Source organism: Actinomadura sp. WAC 06369 (genome assembly GCF_003947565.1).
In the GTDB taxonomy this organism is placed as follows: domain Bacteria; phylum Actinomycetota; class Actinomycetes; order Streptosporangiales; family Streptosporangiaceae; genus Spirillospora; species Spirillospora rifamycini.
In genome coordinates, this window is sequence record NZ_QHJN01000049.1 from 1 (window position 1) to 16,730 (window position 16,730).

Sequence of the window (16,730 nt, forward strand, 5' to 3'; positions counted from 1 at the left end):
GATGCCCCCGCCGCGGATCCCCCACCACCGCGTCCAGAAGCACCCCGAGGACGAGGCCCTCAGCAGAGACACGAATCAAGCTCATCCCAGTGACGCTCCAGCCAATCCTGAGCCCGCCTTATCCGGAGCCCCGCACCACCCTGCCAGACGCGCGCCCAGCTCCCGCCCGCCCGGGCCCTCGCACGCATCGACTCGTACGACCGCTCGAACCGCACCCGCGCCGCCGGCAGCACCTCGTTCCGCTCCCCCCGCGACAGCCCGTACGCGTCGCAGAACACCCGGAGCCTCCGCCCCACGTCGACGCCGTACCACACCGCGTCCCGATCCGCCGGATCCGCGATCGGCCCCCAATGCCGCAGCGCCGTCACCACGTCGTACAAACACCGCGTCGGCCGCGCCAACTCGAAGTCGATCAGCGCGACCGGCCGCCCCCCGCGAAACACCACGTTCTCCGGCGTCACATCGCAGTGCCCGACGACCTCCGGCTCCCCGTCGAGATACGACCCCCGATCCCACGGGCCGTCCGGCACCCCGAACGACCGCACCGCCTCGTGGTACCGCCGCAGCAACCCCGCGACCCCCCGCAGGGCGTCGTCCGTCCCCGCGTACCGCGGCAGCGGCCGCCCCGGCACCTCCCCGGGCACCCAGCTCAGCACCTCGCGGCCCGCCTCGTCCGTCCCCAGCACCCGCGGCGCCTCGAACCCGACCTCCTCCAGATGCCGCAGCAACCCCCGCACGGCCGCACTGTGCGCCCCCGCCGGCCGCCGCACCGTGTCCGCCACCCGCACCACGCCCCCCGTCCCGGAGAGCGGAACCTCACCTTCCACGGCCACCAAAGATATGCCCCGCACCACACCGGCGCGGCCGACGGCGGCGATATGGATGTGGAGCCAGACGACGCTCCGCCATACACTGTGTCCCGGCGTCCAGCCGGTCGCCGAGCGCCCGTAGCTCAGCTGGATAGAGCATCGGACTTCTAATCCGACGGTCGCGGGTTCGAATCCTGCCGGGCGCGCAACCCCATGACCTGCACAAATGCCCTCGCCAGGCCGAGTGGGTCGAGTGCATGTGGGGCCGGACCGAGGCCAGCCTGTGTCCAAGACATTCCCGCCCACACCGGCCGGTTCACGGGTTCCGACGCCGACAAGGGGCATTGGGGTACGACCGGGCAGCACCCACCGCGCGTCGACCTGTCCCGAGCCGAAGCGTGCGGTTATCCAGTTAGCCCTCACTCGAGGACAAGGACGGGGAGCCCGAGGCTCACGATCACTGAACGGCGGCGGATCCGCCTACTCGCTTTCACTCAGCAGCGTTGCGGCCGGCCGAGTTGACGTGCGGGGTGCGTCGTCGACGCCCGTGTCGGGGCCGTGTCGGTCTTGCGGAGTTTCCTGCGGCCGGTGTCTCGCCGGCGCACCCGGTTGGTACCGGGTATCAGCCGGCCCGCCTTCATCACGTGCTTGGCGGTCTTCTCCGCCGCACGATGAGCGACCTCGGGCAGCACCGAGGTGTAGGTGTCGGCGGTCAGCACGATGCTGGAGTGCCCCAGCATGTCCTGAACGACCTTCAACTCCACCCCGGCCGCCAGCGCCAGCGTCGCCGCGCCATGACGCAGGTCGTGCAACCGGATCGGCGGCAGACCGTGCTCGGCCACCAGCCCTTGGAACAGCCGGGTCAGCCGCACCGGGGCCAGCGGGTCACCGTCGGGGGCGGTGAACACGTAGCCGCTGTCGCGATAATCCACCCCGGCCTGCCGCTGTTCGCCTTGTTGCCGTTCACGATGAGCGCGTAGAGCCGCGACGGTGGTGCGGTCCAGCGCGATGACGCGGGCGCTGGTGGCGGTCTTGGGCGGGCACGCGGTCAGATAGCCCTGGTGCTGCTGGATCTGCTGGGAGATCACCGCGACCCGCTGGTCCAGGTCCACATCGCACCACCGCAGTCCGGCGGCCTCTCCGCGCCGTAGACCCCGTAACGCGATCAGGTGGAACGCCGCATACAACCGGTGCTCCCGGATCGCGTGCAGGAACTCGGCGGTCTGCGCCGCGGTCCACACAGCGACCGGCGGCCGCTCCCCCGTCCGCTGCCAGTGCACCACCCGCGCCGCGGTCCACACCACCACCCGTGGACGCCGCGCCACCGGCAACTCCACCCGAGACGCGGGATTGTCGCCGATGAGCCCCTGCCGGATCGCGGCGTTCAACGCAGTGCGCAGCGTCGCCCGGATCCGGTTCAGTCGCCGCCGTCAACGGCGCACCCCGCGCCTCGTGCCAGCGGACGATGCCCGCGAACATCGCCTGCAAGTGGGCGACCGACAACTCGGCCAGCACGATCTGCCCCAGGTACGGGGCCAGGTACCGACGGACATGGCATGCATAGTTCTTGATCGTGGACGCCGCCCCTGTCCGGGTGGCCAGCCACCGGGTCAGCCAGTCGCCCACCATGAGCAAACCGCCCCCGCCCCGCACGGACTGCCGAACTGCTCCAGCGCCTCCTCAGCGGCCTTCCGGGTGGCGAAGCCACCGCGGCGGATCCGGCGCCGCCGCCCATCCGCACCGACCGGCAACTCCAGCCGGATATACCAGCTCCCATGTCGAGGGCCTGCCTCCAGCTTCGGGCACCGGCCGCCCCAAGCCTTCCCAGATCGGGGGTCTACACAGCCACACCGCCGATAAACCCCACCAGTGCTGTTGCTAATCGCCATGCCCGCCATCTACACCCTTGGCAAGGACAGCGACTTCCAGACTCACGCAATCCAAGCCTGGAGGCAATCGATCCATCACCTCAACGAGAACGGACCCCGGGTTGACATCTTCACCAATTTGTCGGCCTTGCCCAGGAGGCTCAGCATCCCTGCCACCATCAAGGTGGCGGCCTCTAGCAAGACTGGACTTGTTGCCTCGGCGCGCCACCACGTCCTCGCCAGCCACCCGGAAACGAGAGGTAGTGTTCAGTCGCCACCTTCGAGCAGGCCGACTCGGTTTAGCAACTCGGTGCACTGCTTCTCCACCAGCGGCGTGGACTCCGGGGCTCGAAGAGAGCCGTCCGCGTGAGGGTGCAGCCCGAGCAAGGAGCCCTGGACAGGCACGGCCAACTCCTGAAGTACGTCGATACGCCCGTGCAGAAAGTCGTCCGCTGCATTCAGGAGGTCCGTCCCCCATTGTTCTCGCGCGTCCTCGTTCATATCAATGGCCTCTTGCCCCTCGTCGCCTATCAGCACGCCGTCGTCGGCCAGCAACTGGAGCGTGAGGTCCAGTTCGTGCCTGCCCTCCGCAAAGCGGACCTGGCGCGTGACCGAATCGTATGAGACGAGCAAACATTGCTCGTCCCGACGGAGGAGCAAGTCTTCCAAGCCGCCTTCCCAAGTCGATCGGTTCAGTTCGACCCAGCCGGAAGAGGACAAGATCACTTGTACGTAATCTAGAACGCCCTCCGTATAGTCATCCGTCTCGTTCGCACCGTATAGCCGTTTATAGGCTTTCTCAGCCCATCCTTCGCTCGCGTCGGCCACAGCCGCCGTGTCCCCCGCGGCAATGACCGGCTCCAGTAGGGGTGCCGCTTCCAGGAAGCCGACGTCAGGGCAGCCACCACGGTGACACCAATTGTCTCCCGGGCACGACAGATGCACTCGGTGAACGGTGTCGACCGTGTCCGTACCATCGGCTGTCCGGGTCACGCACAGCAGGTAACTATGCAGCGGGCTAGGGACACCGACCAAGCCCTCGGCCGCATGGAGCGCCCCACCGTGGATGTAGACGATCAGCCCGCTACGACCTTCATCCGCCCAACCGGCGATGGCCGCGCGAGCCGTAGCCAGCGTGGGCATACCATCGCCGGGCCCCCAGAGCTCGAGCGACCAGCGCGGGCTGTATCTCCAGTCCCCTGCAGAGCAGAGGGCGGTGACCACCGCCCCATAAGACTGGTCTTTGTCGTCGACGACCGACAACCCGCCAAGGCTTGGTGACGTGGCAAGCAGCTCACTCGCCACCCCTGGATCCTGCGCAGCGGACAGCGGCTGCGTCGGCTCCTTCTGCCACCACCGCCTGTCGTCCGGCACAAGGGCCTCATTGGAGTCAGCATCGAGAAGCACAGTCGTGGCGGGGCCATGCTCATGAGTGACGCCCAGCACCGCGTGCAGAGCCGCTTCCCACTCCCCGACCCCACCGGGCTTCATGGCCAGCTCCGGCCGATCCCAATCACCGGCCGGCAGCAGGACCGGCACATCGCCGAGTTCGGGGAGAGCTGTGATCGTGAGCGGGCGCTCAGGGAGAACGCTGTCAGAAGGCTCATCGTCCCGCGGCGTCGGCATGGGCTTGCCGTCCCGATCCAGGCGCGGAATCCAGGGAGGCCGGCGGTCCTGCCTCCGCCGGATCCGGTAGGCCTGGTCCACCAGCTCGTCCTTGGACGGATACGAACGAAGGAAACCATCGGCGACTGGCCGCACCAAGGCATCCAAATCAGCCTTGCGAAGCTTTTCCGGGTGTTCCGGAACGTCGATGAACGTCTCAGGCTGGACCAGCTGGGCGAACCGCGCCTCCACTGCAGCGGTGAACTTGGCCGTGAAGTCGCCTTTGGCTGACTCAAACGCCTCCCGAACCGGCTCCCAGTCACTCTCCCTGGTCAGCGTCTCCATCATCGCGAGCAACACGTCATTCTGAGTGTACGGACGGAACATGAACACGACCATAACCGCCGGAACCGACCCGGCAGGGAAGTTCAAGCGAATTGGTTCCGGCGCTCCCATCAGCGCGCCGGTCTGCCGATGACAGGATGCGTCTGCCCGAGCGTCAACCTGGGCTGCGGCGTCGCGTCCTGCCTCAGAGCCCGAACGCCTGCGTCACCCGCCGGCCAGCTCGCTCTCATGTGTCTCGCTGGCAATCTACATCCTTACTGGAACCGGGTCTGAGTGAGCGCACTGGGCGACGCAATGATCGCCTGAGAAGACATGTCAGCCGGTCTGCTGCCCGAGTTCGTCTGTCATTTCTGCAAGGTCGCTCCACTCGACCAGCTCGAACGACTGCCGGAGGACCCAGATGAGTTTCTGTTGGAGTCCCGGGTCTTCGCTCATCCGGCCGGTGGCCGCCAGCAGAATATGCGCCAGCCGTTCGACATCGTCCTTGGAATGGGCGACCTTGGCGACCAAGGGCCGCACGCGCTGGTCGAAAGTCTCCCAGGAGAGATCGGGTTCTGGTTGGCTGAGGTACTGCCGGAGCCACCAGAGGCTGGCACGCGTGATATCCGACAGATGGTCCTCGCTCAGGGAGACAACGGCGTCTTCGGCTAGGACCGTTTCGAGACGACCTGCCCTGCGCGCCTCGGAGAATCGTTCGGAGCGCACAAGATCCGGCCCAGTTAGGGAAACACTCATGCGCCCTCGAAACTCTACGTCGCTGTAGGTAGGCGTCGGCATCCAGGTCGCGAGCGCCATAGTCAGTTGCTGCTCTGCCTCGAATACCTCCTCGGGAAGCAATTTCTCGGTGATGCTCCTAGCCACTGCTTTCGCTCCAGCAAGCGCTGCGGCGCGCGCCGCAGCGGCGTTCGGGTGCGGACGATTCGCGTTGTGCACTCCTGAACGACGGAGTTGGTACCAAACCCGTCCTCGTCCCTCGAAAGCGATGCCGGGCACGGTGGTGGGTAGGGCCATCGCGGCCTTCACCGACCGGGCCCGCCCTAGCTTCGTTTCACGCTTCACACGCATCGGTGCCCTCTTCCCAGCCGAGCGAGGTGTCGGCGCTGCTGGACGGGGCTGATGCATCTCCGGAACCCTTGCTACCCCAGATCAGGCGCCTGAGCATCGTGTGGGCGAAATTGTCGTCCTCGTCCTGCTCGTTCCTGGTGAGCGCTTTGAGGAGATCGAGGTTCATACCCTTCCTGATGACGGTGCTGAACAACTCGTCGACGGACTCCTTCGGGATCAGAGCCCGCTTAGCGGCATTCTTCCAGAACACTGCGATCTCGGTGGCCACCGTTTGAGTCTCAGTGCTGGCGTGAGCCTTCTGGAGCGCCTCGGAGAGAACCGCGATGCGGTCGGGGGACTCGAGGTCTTTGCCGTCCTCACCGCAGAGCACGACGAGTCCTTGTTCGGTGGATGCGAGACAGAGGAACGCGACGATGCCCGCACGCTCAAGTTCGGTCTTGCTGAGCCACTTGCGAAGTGTTGTCAGAACCAGGTCCCGGTGCTCAGAGGTCCCAAGCACGGTAAAGGCGTTCACGAGGGCGGGACTGACGGGGTTCGGGGATCTGAGCGCGGCGCGTCCCAGGCGGGTGAGCGCCATGTTCGGGCTCGCCAGCCCGAACTCGCCGCCGCAGACCGCGGCGATCGTATCGACCTTCTCCTGCGACGGCCTCGCCGCGAGCCAGGTGTACAGGCGACTACGAACGTATGCGCCGATGACCGGATCAAGCGCGGCCTTCGACAGTTCTTCGACGAGGAGCTCGGGCCGCTTACCGGAAAGCTGTTCAAAGAGCTCCTGCACCAGAGATCGGTCGTTGAGACGGGCCGCGAGTTCCATCAATGAGCTGACCACTCGCATGGCGTCATCATCGTCGAGGTTCAGGATGCTGCCGATCGACCAAGCGCGTAGCGTCTTGCGTTGGTTGACGAACTGGTCCCACAGATGGAGCCGGACCGCAGCGGCGAGCCCATGGGACTGAGGATCTACCCTTGTCCTGCCATCCACTTCTTCGATCTTGGCTTCTTCCAGCCTCTCGGAGGCGAAGTCGTCCGAGAATATGTCGAGGAGAGAACGGGGCTGACCGATCTCATTTCGGAACATCTCGGACATGATGAGCACCGATTCGCGTCGACCGCCGTCGCACATGGCCGCCGACCAAAGGAGTGTGCGCGCCCCGAGGCTAGAGGGGCAGTCGGTCTTGAACCAGTCCTGCCAGCCGAGGAACTCCTCGGCGATCTGCTTGCCCGTGGCATCCGGGCCCACGGTGCGGAGAATGTTCGTCAGTCGGAGCACTTCCCTAGCCCGTGGTGACGACTGCCAGATCTTGGCGAGTGCGTCGTCCGCCAGCCGGAACAAGCAGTGGCCCGCACCAGTGCGTCGCAGGATGCTCTCGGCGAGCTCTCTACCTGGCGGTGCGGGGAGCCGAACGATCCGCCCGCCCAGCTCGCTCAACCACTGCTCTTTCTCCTTGGCCTCGCAGGTGAGCACGACGAGTCGCGCGCTGGCGTCCATGGCCCAGGAGAGCAGCTCCGCACCGAATTCGGCGGATGGGCTCTTGTCATATTCCGACATGTCGAGGACGTAGCCGTATCCTGGGGCCGCAGGCGGTAGTAGCTGCTTACGCGGCTGCCCCCAGTTGGGTTGCAACCGGATCACTCGATTGGTGCCACACTGCTCGCGGAGTCTGCGCAGGGCCGCGGTGCCCCGGCCGGTGCCAGGTGAACCGATGATGACGAGTGCACCGGGCTTGGAGAGGATGAACTCGCTCTTCCTCCAATCGTCGCTCCGCGGGTGGACGAACACCCCATCTTCGGTAGGCCGCAGTTCTGCGCCGCTGACGGGTACGGGCTCGACGGATTCGTCGCCCATGATGAAGGTCATGTGCTGCCCAAGCCAGGTGGGTCCACGGAAGGTGGCCTCAGGGAAGGTCATGGTTACTCCTTGGGGAAGCCGGGGGGTAATGGGTATTGATGGTCATGCCGTTGAAGACCTGGTTGGAGGCGAGGTAGACCGGACCTTGGAACGTGACGTCGCCTTCGAACCGGGCTCCGCCCTCGATCGGCGAGGACTGCCCCGCTCGCTCGGGGAGCGCGATGCCGTACTTGCGCTGGAACCGTGCCCGCACCTGGTGGGCGTCGAGGTCGCCTCCATGAGGTCCGACCTCTTCGGCGAGTTCGGCGAGCAGAGCCAGCAGGATGGCGGCCGACTGCCCGGTGTGGCGGGCCAGTTCGGCGAGATCGTCGAGTCCGTCCAGCCGGTCACGGCCGTCCTCGAACGGCTCGACCCGCCACACGTGCAGACGCGACAACACCTGGTGGGTCATCTGCCCGAGTTCGCTGGGTTCAGTGATGCCCGTCGCGGCGGACATCGCCTTAACGATGTGGGCGTGTCGTGTCCGTAGCCGCTGGTTCGTCGCCTTCTCCACAAGCAAGCTTTGGAACGAGACGAGCGAGGTGTGGTCGTGGGCCCGAGCTGCCAGCTCCGCCAAGTCGGCGAGATCGTCCGACGGCCCGGCCGCTGCGGCGCCGAGAAGGAGACGCCCGGTTTTCAAGGCATGCTCCCGTGTGCTCCAAGTCTCCGCCGCCTGGCCGAGCAGGGAGATCAACGCCTGGCTGCTCCCCGTGACGGCCAGTTGCTTCTTGACCTGAAATTCGATTGTCGTGTGCTGGTGCGGAGGCCCCGCCCGCATGACGATGTCATCGAGCAGACTCCCCGCGATCCGCTGTTGCAACGCGACGCTCTCGACAGGTAGATCGATGCCCACAGGAACATGGGCCCCACGCAGCAGCCTGCTGAACGCGAACGCCGCCACCCGGTACTCGAAGATCGTCCCGGCGCCTCCCGTAGCCTCGGGGGGCGCTACTCCGTACGCCATTCCCTCTCCCTGCTTCCGCGGTTGCCACAATCCTAGGAACTGCCACTGACAAAACCGTTACTCGAATGTTTATTCGATGTCAGAGGCGGGGTCTCCTGAGGCTCCTAACCAGAGTTATTGGGTGATGGCGGTCGGGTAAGTCGACGGACCGTCGGTGCAGGCGTATGCCGGTGACATGGCCAGATACCCCCAGGGCGGGGGATGACCGCCGCCGGCCGTGACAAACGAGAACGGGTGCAGATGCAGGCCGCGCAGTGGTTCGCCGAAGGACGGCCCAACGCCCGGATCGCCGCCGAGCTGCGGGTCGGGCTGCGGCAGGTGGAGAAGTGGCGGCGGGCCTGGCGCGAGGGCGGGGCCGAGGCGCTGCGGTCCAAGGGCCCGCATGGACGGCCGCGGCTGGACCAGGCGGCCTTCGCGCGGCTGGAGGCCGAGCTGAACCGCGGCCCCGCCGCGCACGGCTGGGCCCATGACCAGCGGTGGACGTTGGAGCGGGTCGCCGAGGTGATCCGCCGGCTGTTCGGCGTCGACTACACCCGGCCCGGGGTGTCGCTGCTGCTGCGCCGCAACGGCTGGTCGGTGCAGGTCCCCGGACGCCGCGCCATCGAACGCGACGACCGGGCGATCGAGGTGTGGAAAGAGCAGGTGTGGCCGCAAGTGGAAACACCGCGGCGGACCTGGGCGCCTGGATCTGCTTCGAAGACGAGGCCGGTCAAGGGCTCAGGCCGCCCCGAGGACGCACCTGGAGCCGCCGGGGACACCGCCCGCAGGTGAGGGTGCACGGCGGCGAGCACGGCTCGCGGGTCTCGATCGCCGGGATGGTCTGCTACCGGCCCGGCCACCGCTCCCGCCTGATCTACCGGATCCACCGCTACCGCCGCCGCAAAGACGAACGCGTCGGCTTCACCCTCACCGAGTACACACGCATGCTCCAGGCCGCTCACCAGCAGTTGCCGGGCGGGAGGATCGTGCTGGTGTGGGACAACCTCGGCGTCCACCACTCCACGGCGATGCGCGCGTTCATCGATGATCACGCCGACTGGCTGACGGTGTTCTACCTGCTGGCCTACGCCCCCGAGCTGAACCCGGCCGAGACGGTGTGGTCGCTGCTGAAACGCTCCGTGGTCAACTTCCTGGCCACCGACCTGGACGACCTCGCCGACATGATCAAGCACCGGCTCAAGGTCATCCAGCACCACCCCGGCGTGATCGACGGCTGCCTCGCCCCCACAGGCCTCACCCTCAACACCACACCCGCCATCACCAATTAACCCTGGTTAGACCGTGACGACGATTTTCTTTCCGGCGTGGAGCCCCTTTTCGAGGTGGCGGTGTGCCTCGACGATGTCGTCGAGGAGGAACGTCTTGTCGATGGCGGGCCGCAGCGCACCGAGGCGCACACCAGCGTTGAGGAAGGCCGCCATGCGCTTCACCACGACCGCGTCGAGGGTGTGCTCGAAGCTCTGGTAGCCGAAGACCGTGAGCGGCGTGCCCGTCGGGAAGGACGTGGGCCGAGGGTCAAGGAAGCCTGCGGCAACTAGTGCTCCACCGGGGCGGGCCGCCTTGAGAAGATCCTGCTGGCCGGGGCCCATGACCAGGTCGAGGACGATGTCGGCGCCTGTCCCGCCGGTGTGGTGGTGGACGGCTTCGACGACGTCCACCTGGTCGGTGGCGATGACCGCGGCCGCGCCGGCGGCGAGCAGGCCGTCCGTCTTCGCGGTGTGCCGAGTGACGGCGAGGGGCACGGCGCCGATCTGGTTTGCGATCTGCATCGCCGCCCGGCCGACGCCGCCGGACGCGGCGGTGATGAGGACGCGGTCGCCGGGCCGCATCCTCGCCTTCTCGACGAGCGCGCCGTAGGCGGTAGAGAACGCGACCCAGACCGCCGCCGCTTCCGTGATCGCGAGCCCGGCCGGCCGGGGGGCGACCCGGCCCGCGGGGACGGTGGTGTATTCGGCATAGCTGCCCTTGACGCTCGCGTCCGGAACGGCCGTGAGGATGACCGGATCGCCGATCTGCAATCCGGTGACGTCGCGACCCACCGCGTCGACGACGCCGGTTCCTTCGACACCGAGGCGGGCGTGCGGCAAGGGGGCGGGCGCGGGCGCGGCGCCGGAACGCGTCATGAGGTCGAGCGGGTTGACGGCGAACGCCTCGATCCTGACCCGTACCTCGCCGACCGCGGGCTCGACGATCGGCTCCTCGACGACGTGCATGACCTCCGGCCCGCCGAACTCGTCGAACACGACGACTCGTGGCATGGTGACTCCTCCGCATCTGGTGCTGGTTCAGTACTCACCGAAGACGTTACGGAGGCGTGGGTTACCTCCTGGTACCTTCGTTCACCATGCAGAACGCGACCGGGCCCGTCTTCCTCGCCGACTGCCCCACTCGCCTGGCGGTCGAGATCATCTCCGACAAATGGGCCGCGCTTGTGCTTTTCGGGCTCAGCCAACGGCCACGCAGGCACGGTGAGCTCGTCGACCTCATCGGTGAAATCTCGCGCAAGGTCCTCACTCAGACGCTGCGCAGGCTCCAGCAGTACGGTCTGGTCGAACGCCGGGCAGAAGCACCGCGGCGGGTCGAGTACGGTCTCACCGACCTCGGTCGGACCCTCGTCGAGCCCATCGAGGTCCTGACGAACTGGGCGAGGGACCACGGCGGGGCCGTCGTCGACTTTCAGGAGGCCGCGGAGGCCGCTGCTTCCGCTCAAGCTCGCGCGGCACACTGATCTCGGCGGCCGACGGCCTTGCCGGACGGGAGCACCGACCGTCGATCTGCGCGGCGGCTCGTCGGTGCCCGCCAGAGCATGGCCCAAGACCGGTCCAGTCCCTCACGCCCCGGGGCGCCGCCTGGTTCAGGCTCCGTTGTCAGCTTGTTCGGACGTTGTTGGCGGGTGTGCGGCGGAAGCGACTCTCCCCGCGGCCTGCTTTCGGTATCGCCCCGGTGTCGTGCCGAACTCCCTCTCGAAGGCGTGGGAGAGCGCGTACGGGCTGCCGTAGCCGACCCGGCCGGCGATGGCGGCCAGGGTCTCCTTGGTGTCGCGGAGCAGAGTGGCGGCGAGGATCACGCGCCACCAAGCGAGGTAGGCCATCGGAGGGCGGCCGACCAGGGCGGTGAATCGGCGCGCCAGGGTGGGACGGGAGACGCCCGCCTCCGCGGCCAGGCGGTCGTTGCTCCACGGCGCGGACGGATGCGAGTGCAGCGCCCGCAGGGCGGCGGCCGTCACCGGGTCCCCCAGTGCGCCGGGCCAGGTTCCGCAGGTGCTCTCGGCCATCCAGGAGCGGATCATGTAGACGAGGAGGAGGTCGAGCAGGTTAGGGAGCGCCACGCAGGAGCCGGGCCGCACCTCGTCCAGCTCGCCGGCGAGCAGGTCGATCGCGGCACGGAGTTCGAGGTGGCCGCCCACGCGGCTGGGCAGATGGACGACCTCGGGCAGCTCCGCCATCAGCGGATGCATGCGGCTGCAGTCGAGCCAGTACTTGCCGCACAGCAGCTCCGTCCCGTCGCGGCCGAGGTCTGCCTGCGACCCGACCTCCGCAAGCCATTGCTCGAACGGCTCCGCCTTCCGCGTCGCGACCGCCGCATCGGCGGGAGAGTCGGCGATCACGTGGCCCGTGCCGTGAGGCAGCAGGACCGCGTCGCCCACGCCGAGGGACACCGAGGTCCCGCCGTCGGTCAGGAGCCAGCAGCCTCCCTTCAGGAGGACGTAGAAGCCCGCGCCGTCGTAGGGGTCGAGCCGCGCGCACCAGCTCCCGCTCGTCCGCACCCGGTGGAACCACGGGTGCCCGAGGTGAACGGCAGAGATCGCGTCACTGACCACATCCATCCGGCCAGAATATCTTCACGCATGAAGCATGAGACGGACACGTATTTTATTGAGATGAACGAGCATTGAGAAGCTCGTTTCATCCTTCTTACGGTTGAGCGCATGACGCGCGAGAACGAGAGTGTGCAGCGCATGCTGCTTGGGGACGTCGAGGTCATCCGGGTCGTCGAGTGGCACGAACCGTTCCTGCCGACCTCCGACATGTTCCCCGGAGCCGACGCCGACGTGTGGAAGGACAACGAGGGCTGGCTGGCACCGGACCACTGGGAGCCGGACGGCGACAGAGTGGTGTCCGCCCTGCAGAGCTGGGTGCTGCGCAGCGGCGGGCGGACCGTCCTGGTCGACACCGGAGCGGGCAACGGGCGCGAACGACCGGGCATGGGACCGTTCCACCGGTCTCGGAGCGATCTCCCCGGCCTGCTGGCGAAGGCCGGGGTCCGGCCGCAGGACGTAGACGTCGTGGTCAACACCCACCTCCACGTCGATCACGTCGGCTGGAACACCGTCGACGCCGGCGGGCAGTGGGTGCCGACGTTCCCCCACGCCCAGTACCTCATCCCGGCCGCCGACGACTTCCATTACGGTCCGGACAACGCGTACGGCAACGGCGCGCAGCAGGTCGACCGTCTGATCTACGAGGACAGCATCGCGCCCGTCCACCAGGCCGGACAGGCCGTACTGTGGGACGGCCTCCACCGCATCGACGAGCACCTCACCCTGGAGTCCGCGCCCGGCCACACCCCCGGCTCGTCGGTACTGCGACTCGCGTCCGGCAACGACCGGGCGGTCTTCGTCGGAGACCTGCTGCACAGCCCGGTGCAGATCCTGCACCCCTGCTGCAACAGCAACGCCTGCCTGGCCCCGGAACAAGCGGCGAACAGCCGCCGACGGATTCTCGGGCGGGCGGCCGATGAACGGGAACTGCTCGTCCCTGCGCACTTCGGCGGTGCGGGCGCCCTGGAGATCCGGCGGAACGGCGCCGGGTTCGCCCTCGGCCCATGGGCCGCGAGCGAACCGGCGAGGGGCTCCTCCGGCTCCTCGTGAGCCCTGACGCCACCCCCTCAGCAGGCACCCTTCTTTCGAATGTGGCCCGGCCGCCGAGTAACGGAACGTGATCGGCTACCCGCCCCGTATCCGAACCCGACCACACGTCCTGACCACGCAACGCCGCCGGACACACGCCTGACCAGCACGGATTTCTTCACCTGGCCCGGAGCCCGGTCAGGCGAGCGCCTCTGGGCATCGGGCCACATTCGGGAGAACACCTTCCAGCAGCTGCGCACCCGAGGCAGTCAACGCCGCGGCGGACGGCGCGGCCGCTGCCATCCGGGCTCAGCCGACGGAGGGCGAAAAGCCACCTGCGGTGGAATCCGGCATCCCAACGACATCACATACTTCTCGGCCTGGAGCCGTCCCCTCATGCCGCACACGTCGACCGCCCGCCCTCCGATCGGATCGAGCGGAGCTTTCGTTCTGGTGCTCACCTTCATGGGCAGCGTGGTCTCGGTGATGCAGACCCTGCTCATCCCGGTGCTCGAAGACCTGCCGCAGCTACTGGACACCGAGCCGGACAACGCGGCCTGGGTCATCACCTCGACCCTGCTCGCCGGCGCCGTCACCACGCCGATCATGGGCCGCCTCGGCGACCTCCACGGCAAGCGCCGCATGCTGATCTGCAGCCTCGCGGTGATGGTCGTCGGCACGCTCATCAGCGCCCTCACCAGCAATCTGCTGATGATGATCGCAGGCCGGACCCTCCAGGGCTTCGCGATGAGCACGATTCCCCTCGGCATCAGCCTGATGCGCGACGCGCTCCCCCGCGAGAAGCTCGGTTTGGCGATGGCCCTGATGAGTTCCTCCATGGGCATCGGCAGCAGCCTCGCTCTGCCCGCTGCGGCCCTGGTGGCCCAGCACGCCGACTGGCATGCCCTCTTCTACGGCTCCGCCGGCCTCGGCACCCTGTGCATCGCTCTCATCCTCCTCATCGTCCCGGAGTCCCCAACCCGTGCCCAGGGCACCTTCGACCTTCTCGGCGCGGTCGGGCTGTCGACCGGCCTCGTCCTCTTCCTGCTGCCGGTCAGCAAGGGCAGCGACTGGGGCTGGACCTCCGGTACCACCCTTGGATTGCTCGCCGCAGCGGCGGTCGTCCTCATTCTGTGGGGTGTGATCGAGCTGGGCAGCCAGGCTCCGCTGGTAAACCTCCGTACCACGGCCCGCCCCGCCGTGCTTCTCACCAACCTCGCCTCGATCACGGTCGGCGCCTCCTTTCTCGTTGTCTCATTGGTCCTTCCCCAGCTGCTTCAGCTGCCGAAGGTCACCGGCCACGGCCTCGGCCAGTCAATGGTGGTCGCGGGCCTGTGCATGGCACCGCTCGGCCTGACCATGATCCTCTCGGTCCCCGTATACGCCCGGCTGTCCACCAAGCACGGCCCCAAGACCACCCTGATCCTCGGCATGGCGATCATCGCGACCGGTTACTGCGCCGGCCTCGGCCTGCTAAGCGCACCCTGGCAAAGCCTCATCATCACAGCGACACTAGGCGGGGGCATCGGTCTCGCCTACTCATCCCTCCCCGCCCTGATCGTCGGTGCGACCCCGGCTTCGCAGACGGCTTCGGCCAACGGCCTCAACACGCTGATGCGTTCGATCGGCTCCTCGGTCTCCAGCGCCGTCATCGGCATGGTCCTCGCCGACACCGCGCACTCGGTGAACGGCCTCACCGTCCCGACCATGCACGGCTTCCGCGTTTCCTTCGTGATCGCTGCGGGCGCGACGGTGCTCGGCCTACTCACAGCCCTCTTTCTGCCCCGGACCCGCTCGCACAGCCAGCCACGGCACCGCGCCGGCAACGAGGAATACGCCAAACCAGAGCCGGCCGAGAATCCCCCTCCGGGGTTGCCGACTCGAACACCATGCTCTTCTGGCCCAAGACCCCTCTGAGGCTTCGATCGTGAACGAGCCGGTAATGGTTAAGGCGCTACTGGAGGGGTGTGGGGCGTTCCCCTACGCCTGTGCCCCAGGGGCTCGGAACCTGCGCAACACCCGTTCATGTTCACTCGTTGTTTGCTCGTATGTCGCGAAACGTATTAACGGTAGGCGGCACTGAGCGGCATTGCAGGCCGTCGACAGCCGCACATACTGGGAGAGAGTGGCATGCTTCGACAGTTTGAATAATGGGTCGATAGCACTTTCCTCGGACTTCTAATCCGACGGTCGCGGGTTCGAATCCTGCCGGGCGCGCTCCCTTCACCAGGCTATCTAGCCTCTGACCAGGTAGAACGCCATCCGGACGACCTCCGGCCGGACGCAGCCGTATGCCACCAGAGGCAGCCCCGGAGCACGGTTCCCGGAATATACGCGGAATGACCGTCCCGACGTTTCCGCAGGTCAAGCCATACGCGAAGAGGGACCCCGGAACGCTCCGGAGCCCGTCATACGGACGGGCCGCCAACGGCGACTCGACCTGATCCGGAGTCAGCGCCAGGACCTAAGCCCGCTTCCACACCTGCGCGTAGGCCGAGCCAGAGAACGATTGGCCCCCGCTGGTGACGAACATGCGCCCATCCTCGGCCGTCCCGAACGCGTCGAGATGTTCCCGGAGGATGCCGACCAGTTCAGGCGGGACGGGAACGGGACGAACGACGTCATCGTCCCGGTGCTTGAGACCCCGATCGTCGAAGGTCTCCCCCGAGTCGGTGTACCGCTTGTTGCTCTGCGGACGGCTCTTCTTCAGCGTGATCAGGCCCCAGCCGGTTGCCGGAAGTTCGCAGTCCTGCCGCCGCAGGCCCGCAGCCTCAGCCGGACGCAGACCAGCGAAGTACATGCACGCGAACATCGCCCGCAGCCGAGGCCCGCGCGATTGTCCCACGTAGGAGACCGCCGTCAGCAACTCCCGAGCCTGCGAGGGGTTCACCACGACCCGCCGGTCAACGGCCCCACTCTGCTTGGGCGGACGCCACTTCACCCGGTCGAGCGGATTCGCCGCCAAGTCGCCCAGCTCGACCGCGTGGCCGAGCGCATGCTTGAACACCGCCCGCTTGTGCCGGAAGGTCGAGGCCGCCGCCGGCTGCCCGCCGAGCTGGAGTGCGAGAGCCTCCAAGGCCGCGCGAGCCAACCGCGGTTCGTCCAGCGCGGTGATCGGCATGGACGCCGCCTCCAGCCAGCGCAGCGCCAAACCCAGATACGGCGAGACGTCGGGGCGCCGATCGTCCGGGACGAACACGTACCGGCGCAGCAACGTCCGCAGGAGCCCCGCATCGGGGCGACCCGGCATGTCTTACCCTTGCCACGCTGGGGTCGCTCGCGCGAATAAGCACTTCGGACCGTGGTGCCTCCGTGCTGTTGGCCTGTAGTCCCGTCG

At 67.4% G+C, this 16,730-nt stretch carries 15 protein-coding genes and 1 tRNA gene; 6 read left to right on the top strand and 10 right to left on the bottom strand.

Going from position 1 to position 16,730, the window contains the following annotated elements:
* Nucleotides 1–59: 59 nt before the first annotated feature.
* Nucleotides 60–827 (bottom strand): phosphotransferase, encoded by a 768-nt coding sequence (locus DMH08_RS15590; protein ID WP_125615049.1) that lies wholly within the window; start codon nucleotides 825–827, stop codon nucleotides 60–62.
* 114 nt (nucleotides 828–941) lie between these two features.
* Between DMH08_RS15590 and DMH08_RS15595 the strand changes: the two genes are divergently transcribed.
* A tRNA-Arg gene (locus DMH08_RS15595) sits at nucleotides 942–1,015 on the top strand.
* A 288-nt stretch (nucleotides 1,016–1,303) separates the two neighbouring features.
* On the opposite strand, the gene DMH08_RS15600 is transcribed toward DMH08_RS15595, so the two are convergent.
* From DMH08_RS15600 to DMH08_RS15625, 6 genes are all read right to left on the bottom strand, one after another.
* The gene (locus DMH08_RS15600) at nucleotides 1,304–2,197 is read right to left on the bottom strand and encodes a tyrosine-type recombinase/integrase (RefSeq protein ID WP_233617616.1); all 894 of its coding nucleotides are present in this window, start codon (nucleotides 2,195–2,197) and stop codon (nucleotides 1,304–1,306) included.
* Nucleotides 2,198–2,419: 222 nt separating this feature from the next.
* Nucleotides 2,420–2,707, bottom strand: coding sequence for an Arm DNA-binding domain-containing protein (locus tag DMH08_RS42810; RefSeq protein ID WP_125615052.1), 288 nt, complete (start codon nucleotides 2,705–2,707; stop codon nucleotides 2,420–2,422).
* 237 nt (nucleotides 2,708–2,944) lie between these two features.
* Nucleotides 2,945–4,669 carry a hypothetical protein gene (locus DMH08_RS15610; protein WP_125615055.1) on the bottom strand — a complete coding sequence of 575 codons (1,725 nt, stop codon included), beginning with the start codon at nucleotides 4,667–4,669 and terminating at the stop codon, nucleotides 2,945–2,947.
* 273 nt (nucleotides 4,670–4,942) lie between these two features.
* Nucleotides 4,943–5,692 (bottom strand): hypothetical protein, encoded by a 750-nt coding sequence (locus DMH08_RS15615; RefSeq protein WP_125615058.1) that lies wholly within the window; start codon nucleotides 5,690–5,692, stop codon nucleotides 4,943–4,945.
* A complete protein-coding gene (locus tag DMH08_RS15620) occupies nucleotides 5,676–7,601 on the bottom strand; it encodes a hypothetical protein (protein WP_125615061.1) in 1,926 nt (641 codons plus the stop codon). Before DMH08_RS15620 ends, DMH08_RS15615 begins: the two co-directional genes overlap by 17 nt.
* Nucleotides 7,588–8,544 (bottom strand): hypothetical protein, encoded by a 957-nt coding sequence (locus tag DMH08_RS15625; protein WP_125615064.1) that lies wholly within the window; start codon nucleotides 8,542–8,544, stop codon nucleotides 7,588–7,590. The genes DMH08_RS15620 and DMH08_RS15625 overlap by 14 nt, the downstream gene beginning before the upstream one ends.
* A gap of 240 nt (nucleotides 8,545–8,784) precedes the next feature.
* On the opposite strand from DMH08_RS15625, the gene DMH08_RS15630 reads away from it, so the two are divergent.
* The gene (locus tag DMH08_RS15630) at nucleotides 8,785–9,315 is read left to right on the top strand and encodes a winged helix-turn-helix domain-containing protein (RefSeq protein ID WP_233617623.1); all 531 of its coding nucleotides are present in this window, start codon (nucleotides 8,785–8,787) and stop codon (nucleotides 9,313–9,315) included.
* Complete coding sequence (locus DMH08_RS15635) at nucleotides 9,231–9,812, top strand: IS630 family transposase (protein ID WP_233617624.1); 582 nt, start codon at nucleotides 9,231–9,233, stop codon at nucleotides 9,810–9,812. Before DMH08_RS15630 ends, DMH08_RS15635 begins: the two co-directional genes overlap by 85 nt.
* 6 nt (nucleotides 9,813–9,818) lie before the next feature.
* Here DMH08_RS15635 and DMH08_RS15640 read toward each other — a convergent pair whose 3' ends face one another.
* Nucleotides 9,819–10,802: a zinc-dependent alcohol dehydrogenase family protein gene (locus DMH08_RS15640; RefSeq protein WP_125615070.1), complete on the bottom strand. Its 984-nt coding sequence runs from the start codon at nucleotides 10,800–10,802 to the stop codon at nucleotides 9,819–9,821.
* Between the two features lie 86 nt (nucleotides 10,803–10,888).
* Here DMH08_RS15640 and DMH08_RS15645 point away from each other — a divergent pair, with 86 nt between their 5' ends.
* A complete protein-coding gene (locus tag DMH08_RS15645; RefSeq protein ID WP_125615073.1) occupies nucleotides 10,889–11,272 on the top strand; it encodes a winged helix-turn-helix transcriptional regulator in 384 nt (127 codons plus the stop codon).
* Between the two features lie 126 nt (nucleotides 11,273–11,398).
* On the opposite strand, the gene DMH08_RS15650 is transcribed toward DMH08_RS15645, so the two are convergent.
* A complete protein-coding gene (locus tag DMH08_RS15650) occupies nucleotides 11,399–12,370 on the bottom strand; it encodes an AraC family transcriptional regulator (protein ID WP_026405356.1) in 972 nt (323 codons plus the stop codon).
* A gap of 102 nt (nucleotides 12,371–12,472) precedes the next feature.
* Here DMH08_RS15650 and DMH08_RS15655 point away from each other — a divergent pair, with 102 nt between their 5' ends.
* Complete coding sequence (locus tag DMH08_RS15655; RefSeq protein WP_125615076.1) at nucleotides 12,473–13,414, top strand: MBL fold metallo-hydrolase; 942 nt, start codon at nucleotides 12,473–12,475, stop codon at nucleotides 13,412–13,414.
* Nucleotides 13,415–13,846: 432 nt separating this feature from the next.
* Complete coding sequence (locus tag DMH08_RS15660) at nucleotides 13,847–15,310, top strand: MFS transporter (protein ID WP_233617617.1); 1,464 nt, start codon at nucleotides 13,847–13,849, stop codon at nucleotides 15,308–15,310.
* 547 nt (nucleotides 15,311–15,857) lie between these two features.
* On the opposite strand, the gene DMH08_RS15665 is transcribed toward DMH08_RS15660, so the two are convergent.
* On the bottom strand, nucleotides 15,858–16,643 hold the full coding sequence (locus DMH08_RS15665; protein ID WP_125615081.1) for a site-specific integrase: 786 nt from the start codon (nucleotides 16,641–16,643) through the stop codon (nucleotides 15,858–15,860).
* Nucleotides 16,644–16,730 lie beyond the last annotated feature (87 nt).